This window comes from Thalassoglobus sp., assembly GCF_048270125.1.
Lineage (GTDB): Bacteria > Planctomycetota > Planctomycetia > Planctomycetales > Planctomycetaceae > Thalassoglobus.
Genome location: NZ_JBLWTN010000021.1, coordinates 91381 through 99248, shown reverse-complemented (window position 1 = coordinate 99248; position 7868 = coordinate 91381). Strand labels below are relative to the sequence as shown.

The 7868-nt window shown below is 49.2% G+C and carries 8 protein-coding genes; 5 read left to right on the top strand and 3 right to left on the bottom strand.

The window, feature by feature from the left end:
- Nucleotides 1–223: 223 nt before the first annotated feature.
- From ACN0YR_RS19155 to ACN0YR_RS19145, 3 genes are all read right to left on the bottom strand, one after another.
- The gene (locus ACN0YR_RS19155; protein ID WP_145199584.1) at nt 224–508 is read right to left on the bottom strand and encodes a ferredoxin family protein; all 285 of its coding nucleotides are present in this window, start codon (nt 506–508) and stop codon (nt 224–226) included.
- Nucleotides 509–1221: 713 nt separating this feature from the next.
- Nucleotides 1222–1377, bottom strand: a complete 156-nt coding sequence (locus tag ACN0YR_RS19150; RefSeq protein WP_417850819.1) for a hypothetical protein — start codon at nt 1375–1377, stop codon at nt 1222–1224.
- 48 nt (nt 1378–1425) lie between these two features.
- Nucleotides 1426–1797: a rhodanese-like domain-containing protein gene (locus ACN0YR_RS19145; protein ID WP_417850818.1), complete on the bottom strand. Its 372-nt coding sequence runs from the start codon at nt 1795–1797 to the stop codon at nt 1426–1428.
- A gap of 381 nt (nt 1798–2178) precedes the next feature.
- Here ACN0YR_RS19145 and ACN0YR_RS19140 point away from each other — a divergent pair, with 381 nt between their 5' ends.
- The 5 genes from ACN0YR_RS19140 (at nt 2179) to ACN0YR_RS19120 (ending at nt 7858) form a co-directional block, all read left to right on the top strand.
- Nucleotides 2179–2508, top strand: coding sequence for a hypothetical protein (locus ACN0YR_RS19140; protein ID WP_417850817.1), 330 nt, complete (start codon nt 2179–2181; stop codon nt 2506–2508).
- Between the two features lie 56 nt (nt 2509–2564).
- Entirely contained in the window at nt 2565–2936 is a 372-nt protein-coding gene (locus tag ACN0YR_RS19135; RefSeq protein ID WP_417850816.1) for a hypothetical protein, read from the top strand.
- Nucleotides 2937–3021: 85 nt separating this feature from the next.
- The gene (locus tag ACN0YR_RS19130) at nt 3022–3546 is read left to right on the top strand and encodes a chemotaxis protein CheW (RefSeq protein WP_417850815.1); all 525 of its coding nucleotides are present in this window, start codon (nt 3022–3024) and stop codon (nt 3544–3546) included.
- 84 nt (nt 3547–3630) lie between these two features.
- The gene (locus ACN0YR_RS19125) at nt 3631–5004 is read left to right on the top strand and encodes a methyl-accepting chemotaxis protein (protein ID WP_417850814.1); all 1374 of its coding nucleotides are present in this window, start codon (nt 3631–3633) and stop codon (nt 5002–5004) included.
- Between the two features lies 1 nt (nt 5005).
- Nucleotides 5006–7858, top strand: a complete 2853-nt coding sequence (locus ACN0YR_RS19120) for a response regulator (RefSeq protein WP_417850813.1) — start codon at nt 5006–5008, stop codon at nt 7856–7858.
- Nucleotides 7859–7868 lie beyond the last annotated feature (10 nt).

The window sequence follows — 7868 nt, the reverse complement described above, 5'->3', positions numbered from 1 at the left end:
GTTCTGCCTCTTAGGTTCTGCCTCTTAGGTTCTGCCTCTTAGGTTCTGCCTCTTAGGTTCTGCCTCTTAGGTTCTGCCTCTTAGGTTCTGCCTCTTAGGTTCTGCGTTTTACGATCTGCGAACTTGTCTCGCGTTATAGGTTTCCAGTTTACCGGGAAAACCAGGACCAGTGATCGCTCTTCTAACGAGAGGAATGATCACTGGAGTCTCATTGGCGAACTCTTTAGCCGACATCTCCGCCCATCGCTTCTTTCTTTTCAGTGATGACTGGGCAGTTAGGAGCCATTTCTGCGTTCAGTTCTGTGTAGCCAGCCCATTCTTCAGGGAGGTTGTCTTCGTGGAAGATCGCTTCAACAGGACATTCAGGCACACATGCCTCGCAATCAATACATTCATCTGGATGAATGTAAAGAATTGCTTCTCCCTCGTAGAAGCATTCGACTGGGCAAACGACGACGCAGTCTGTGTATTTACAGTTAAAGCATGGTTCCGCAACGACGTGTGTCATCTGACTTTCCTTTTCCCTGATGAACTCTTTTGAATCTTAGAACAAAGGGCCAATCATGATCCTGATCAGTCGCTGATTGTTCTGGCTAAATAAGTGAATTGCAGTTTGTGAAGATGATATCGCTCTATCGAAGCTTGAAACAGCCATCGAAAGCCCCACCATCGACATCTCAGTTGGTGGCAAGATCTTAGGATGAAGGTTTCAGCAGGATGGTCTCAGCAAAATTGTCAGTCATTCAAAATTAGTGAGTCATTCTAAAATGGAAAGAATCAATCACTTTTCCGGATGAATCGGATTTCTGTTTGGAAGGACTTTTGTCAATCTTCTATATGGTCAATTTTTAGGACCGCAATTTTCAGGTGTCAAGACAATAGCGGCTAGTTCGAGGGCTTACTGTGTCATATTGAGACCGTGTCTCAACTTGCGACGCTTTGTTTATTCTCAAGGATGGCGAAGTTCTGTCACGGTTCGTGGCCAGTCAGCAGGAGTCTGGGCAACTTTGAGAGTGCTCTTCGTGATCGAATGGATTGAGACTCGAGTGTTCAGCGGTCAAAGGGGGACGCGGCACCGATTCCTCATTTGAAAAGCGATCTTCGCAGAAACAGGAAACACTAGAGCAGTTTGCTCTACCGTGTGCCCGTGAAGAACGCATTTCTCCAGTAAAAATGCTGTTCGCCACGAGGCAGATCCTGCAAACCAATTCGAAAGATGCTCTAGAGTGTTGTCGATTCACCCCAAAGTTTGGTGTTCAGCGTCTCTCTTGAGAGAACCGGTTTTATTCGGTCTGACTGTAAAGCGAGCACTCCGGCATTTTCGATGTTTGTCGTCCCCGTGATGCTCACTTTCAAAGCTTCGTGTCGTGACTTCACAGGCTGCTCACGACGAGGCCGAATCTGCAGGCCAATCTTGGATCTGTTTTAGACGGTCTCGTATCCAGCGTTTTTCCATCCGCTCCAGCCCCCATCCATTGAGATGACATTTGTGTATCCCATTTTCATAAGTGCATCGGCAGCCAGCGCGGATCGAAATCCTCCTCCGCAGTAGAGCACGATTTTCTCATTCACATCTGCAACGCTCTTCTCGATGTCTCTTTCGATGACCCCTTTTCCGAGATGAATGGCATCGGGCAAGTGCCCATTCGCGAACTCGCTCTCTTCTCTGACGTCAATGAGAGTAAATTTTTCCTGCTCGTTTTGCATTCGCCGAACATCGTCAACGGTGCATTCTGCGACCCGAGATTTTGCATCGTTGACGATATCCAGAAATCGCGGTGCGTGTTGTTTCGCCATGATCAGTTTCACTTCAAGTGTTCGTGGAGGAAACAGGCATTCTTGAATACAGCTTCGACATGTTCAAGTCTTCTCTGAAATCATGCTCTTTGAGATCCGGGTCGTTGCGAAATTTCCACTCGGAAATGGCTGAGACCAGATACTGATAGCGAACTTTGCTGACGTTGATTTTTTGCAACGTACTGAATGACGCGGTTATGCGTTTTTTGATGCGGCAGAAAAATCCTCAGGAATCTGTTTGACAAATTGATTCAACTAGCGGTCAAACGTTCGTTGGAATCTTCTCGGAATTCAGGGTTCTCCCCTGGATTGATGAAATAAGTTCCACATGAGACCAATTGTTTTTTGACACAACTTGAGCCTTTCCGACTTGGGACCAGCATGTCTTCATCCTCTAAAAGCACAAGCAAAACTTCGACACCCGTATGTCGTCGTAATGGTGAGCGGTCTCCGCTCCCGGTTGAGGTGAAAATTATCGTTGCAGACCGCGCCATTAGTGGAATCGTGCGTGATGTCACGATGGATACAAAGGGGGGGGAGCATGCGATTGGGATTTCTCTGATGCATTTTGAGCCCCTCTCGGTGGATTCTGAATATGTTTGCCAGCCTGTGACTCAAGTGAAGCAACTTCCAAGTGAGTTCAAAGTACAGGTGCGGTGGTGTCGCTACTTTGAAGATGAGGCTTTTGTCAGCGGTGGAATCATTCGATAGCTCAACTTCCGCTTTGCTGCTCAATTTCATTTCTTCCTATTTAATTGGCAATTGGAATGACAACTCGCAAGAACTCCTCAAATCAATTGAACATTGGCTCCCTTTCAGTTGAAGGGGTGCGTGAATGGAGATCATCGATCGAACAGTTCTTCCTGAAGGACTGGAAAGCTGTGTCTGAGATCGTTTTGAAGCTGGAAAAAACATTGTGGGAAGATGTGCGGGGCAATGAAATCCGAAGTGAGCGACCCGCTTATATCTCAGCGGCTCAGGAACTCGGTATTACGTCCGTCTTGCGAGATGATCTCTCATCGACTCCGCCACCAAAGAGTTCTGATCCGAAACAAAACTCTCGCTTGGAAGAGCTTGCTTTGAAAATTGAGCAGAGACTCAAAACGAATCATGAACAATCAGTTAGCGAGTCGTCCTGATTGTTTTCATGGCACTTGCGAACCTGATCGACATCACTGAACAGTTACGAAATTAGATACGAATTTAAGACTTGAAGAAACTGAAATGACCCAAAAGCCAACCTATTGTGTTTTCCGGCGTGGTTCAGTCTGGCTTGCACTTCCTGCCCAGGTGATCCGCGAAGTAATGCCGCGACCGAAATTTGTTTCGGTCCCTCGCACTAACCGGTTCCTGTCCGGGTTGAGCCATATTCGAAGTGAATTTGTGCCTGTACTCAACTTGAGTGCCATTCTTCCGGAAGAACCTTACGGAAGCGATGAGTACCTGATGATCATCGAAGAGCGTGACGGTGACTGGGGGCTTCTCGTTGATGAACTGGACACACTGGTCGAGCTTGAGCCATCTAATTCACCGGAAGAACTCGAAGGTTGGGATTCAACCGTGATTGGTTGGGCAACTTACAACGACAACATTATTCGCATTTTGGACAGCATTCGAATTTACGAATTAGCGTCTCGTGAGCTCAATCCTGCATTCCAGAGCAAAGAACAGGATTTTGAACAGAGTTCATCTCTAGAAGCAGTTTCAGAACCTCTGGAATCGCGAACTTTCTCTGTACCAGAGAAGTGAACAGAAAGTTTTGAGACCAGTTCTAGAACATTCGGATAGCCCCGCACTGTAGATAATCGAGGACCACACCTCGGAGAGAGACGAATGACATATCGATTTCGGTTATTTATTACACACACCGTGACAGCGCTTTCTGCTGGCGGGATTGTCGGACTGATCTGTCAATCTCCTGAGAAATCGCTTTTGATGTTTTATGCGATGGTGTTGCCGTTAGGAGTGATCCTTCCGGCGACGATGGCAGTCTGGTGGTTCGAAAAGGCCATTCGCAAAATCGTCATTTGTATCGATCGCAATGAATTGGTTTCCGACATCAATTCTGGAGTCCCGGAATTGGATGAGTTGGCTAAACTCGTTGGGCAGTCTGAAGAGTGGAAGCGTGAAGGACGATTGGGAATCCAGAAAGTCCTGGAGCAACTCTCTCCGCAAAGTGCCAAGAATGGCTCATCAAAGAAAGTGAGCATGGATGGCCGTTTGCTCTCACAGGTCCTTGCAAAAATCTCGCGGGCAGTCGGTGCCGAAGTCGGCCGGATCTTGACTCACGTCGAAGCGATTTCGAATCGAGCAGATGAGACAATCGGGGATGCGCAGAATCAAACGACGACCCTGGATGGGTCGATTCAAAACGTTGAAGAGCTTTCGACAAACATCGATCTCATTTTGAGCAACGCAAAGTCTGCAAATCAATCTGCGATTGATGCTCGAGAAGCGGCGGTTCTCGGCCAGAATTTGATCGACAAGCTGATCGAGGGGATGCACAACATTCGTGCTTACGTGGAAGCTGGAGAACGCAAAGTTCTTTCACTTGGTGAGCGGTCACAAGAGATTAGTTCGATTGTGGAAACAATGGGAACACTTTCTACACGGACCGATATGCTGGCTCTGAACGCATCAATCGAAGCTGTGCGGGCCGGTGAAGAGGGACGTGGATTCGCCATCGTTGCTGAAGAAGTTCGCAAACTGGCGGAACATACAAGCACTGCATCTCGTGAAATTGCCGATCTGGTTGAGTCCATCCAAATGGAAACTCAGGACACCATCTCCGCAATGGCGGAACAACGGACACAAGTGCAAGAGGGGGTTGCTCGTGTGAATGAAGCGGGAGTCGCTCTGGAACGCATCAGTCAGACCTCCACGGATTCAGCGGAGCGTGTAGGGGACATTTCACGGATCACCATGAATCAACTCCGGGGAACGCAAGACATGATCAACGTCATGCAAAAAGTGGCGACACTTTCCCATGGAATTCATCAACGTGCAACGAATGTGAAGTCCTCTGCCGGGGAAGTCGTTTCGGTGACGAAAGATCTCGAATTGTGGATGGCTCCGATGTTCAACTGCGATGACGAAGCTCGCCAGCACCAATCCGAACGGGGACGCGAGTTACCTGAGCAGAAACGGGTGAACATGCACGATCGAGAACATCTCGTCTTTGCTGACGACGAATCGGATGAGGTGTAATATGAGTCCCCAAAATAATCATTCCGATGACCTTTCGGGCTCGCAAGCAGTTGCTGCAGTCCGCTCGCGATTCTCTCAGCTTGCCAATGCAGCCAATGACGTCGGTGCGATCGAACTGCAAACGCTCTCGGCGTCACTCGTCGATTTGACCTCACTGGCAGAAACCTGGCAAGAAGAAGGTGGAAGCGAAGAGTATTGCCAAGAGATTCTCGCCTACTGCAACGAAACATTACCTACTGTTGAGAAGTCTCTCAACGACTACCCGGACTCGCTGACTGCGATTCAGGAAACACTCGATTCTCTGGATGCCCGCTGGGGAGAATACCTCGATTTATTGGCTGATTCGGAGAAATTCACCGCAGACAATGATGACGTTTGGCAAGACGCTGGCAGCCAATCCTGGGGAGATGAGAACCTTCTGATCGATGAACAATCTGTCAGCGAAGATGTCGAAGCTCCAGCTGTCGATGTCTCGGCATTGCTCTCAACGCTTGAAACCATGGGAGGGATGAGCTTACCGCCTGAGCCGAAGCCAGCTTCCGAAACAGCGTTTCAGGACGTCTTTGTAGATCGTCCCGTGGCTGCTGGGAAACCGTCTGTCATTAACAAAGAATCGATTGTTCAGGAGACACTCGAAGATCCTGAGATGATTCCTGCGTATGTGGATGATGCTCAGCAATGTCTGGCTGGCATGGAGATGTGCCTGTTCGAATTGGACAACGACAAAAAGAATGTCGAGCCACTTCAGAAGTTCTGCCGTGAGCTTCACACTTTGAAAGGAGCGTCCGGGACAGTCGGTTTGACTGGGCTGGCGGAGTATCTGCACAATCTGGAAAACCAGGTTGAAGCGATGTCTACAGCCGGTGAAGAGATTCAGACGGACCCACTTCTTGAAGGGGTTGATTTCGTTCGTCAGCAACTTCAAAAACTTGTTCCCAACAGTTCCGAGCCAGCACCTGCTTCCGATTATTCAGCTCCAGCCTCATCTGGCGAAACGGCGACTGATGGAGGGGGAGAAACGTACGTTCGAATTGAAGCATCCCGCCTCGATCGGCTGATGGACCTGTTGGCCGAGCTTGTGATGTTGCGAAATCGACGTGAAACGTATGTCGGATCGCTCCGACATTTGCATCATGATGTCAGTAACTGTGCGATGCGTTTACGACTGGTCGACACCTATGCTGGACCTCAAGAGATCGACCCGCATAACTATCATCAATCGGTCAACGAAGAAGACAGCGTCCAGAAACAGGAAAACCGAAACAAGCAACTGACAGCTTCGATTTCAGAAATCGCCAAAGATGTCTCGGAGTTAGGGCGAACGCTTCAGGAGGTTTTTGACCCACTTTCTCAGGATAACTCGACGATTTCTCATTTGATCGGCTGCTACCGAACCGAACTGATGGAACTTCGTCGACAGCCGATTGCCGGACTGTTCCGAAGACTGTATCGCGTGGCTCGCGATGCCAGTAAAGCAGAAGGGAAGTCCGTTGAACTGCAATTTCAAGGACAGGGAACACGTGCAGAGCGGTCGCTGCAAGAACGTTTGTACGAACCGTTGATGCATATTATTCGGAATGCGGTCAGCCACGGTGTTGAAGGAGCCGAAGACCGTAAGAAACTCGGGAAACCGGCGACAGGACAAGTGACGCTGAATTCCTGGTCCGATGCGACCTCACTCTACCTGGAAATCCGTGATGATGGGCGCGGACTGGACGAGCAGAAACTTGAACAACGGGGACGTGAACTGGGACTCATTACCCCTGGAATGACTCCATCACGAGAGCAATTGCGCGAACTGATTCTTCAGCCTGGATTCTCGACGAAAACGGAAGTCAGCCAGATTTCTGGTCGAGGCGTCGGGATGGATGTTGTCGCTTCAATGGTTCGCAGCATGCGGGGACGGATCACGATTGAATCGGTCGTTGGTGAATACACAGCCTTCGTGCTGGAGATCCCGCTGCGTTCTACGATTGAGCATGCAATGGTTGTTCGCTCGGGAGAACAGTTGTTTGCACTGCCAATGCACTCAGTGTTTGGAACACAAACCGACGGGCAAGTCAGTCCCGATGTCAATGTAATCAGCTTGTGTGACCTGATGGGGATTCCTTCCTTTCCGTCAGCAAGCCAGCGAATCATCTCGCTGCGTCAGAATCTCAATGCTGAGGGACGACAGAATTCGAGTGCGGAAACTCAAGGAAAACTGACCATCGCTGTCGACGCCGTCGTCGGAGTGGAGGAAGTAGTTGTACGTTCCTTGCCTCGTTTACTTAGCCATCACGGTTGCTTCTCTGGAGTGACACTCTCCGGTGAAGCGGAAACAGTTTTGATGCTGGATGTTCCTCGTCTTTCTGATTTTGCGAATCAGCTGAAGAATCAAGCAGAATCGGCAAATTCATCGGAACAAAATGCTCGAAATTCCAGTTGGAAAAAGTCGGCAAACCTGCGGGGATTGAACGCCAATTCGGCGCGAATTCTCATTGTCGATGATTCGCTGAGTGTGCGAAAAGCGATGAACCGAAAGCTCTCGAAGCATTCCTTTGAAATTGTCGAGGCAGCAGATGGGGCTGAAGCGCTGGACATCTTGAGGAACGGCGATTTTGACGGAGTTGTTTCCGATATCGACATGCCGCGGATGAACGGAATTGAATTCATTACGGCTCTTCGACGAGTTGATCGATTTGCCGACTTACCAGTGGTTGTCGTTTCCGGTCGACGTGATCCACAAACTGCAGAAACCATTGCGAACTTAGGGGTGATCAGAATGTTTGCCAAACCTGTTAACGACACTTTGGTGAAATCAATTGCCCAGGCACTCCGCCACTCGAAAACAGCAGCTTCCGCAAGTGTTTAGTAGCTCTCCG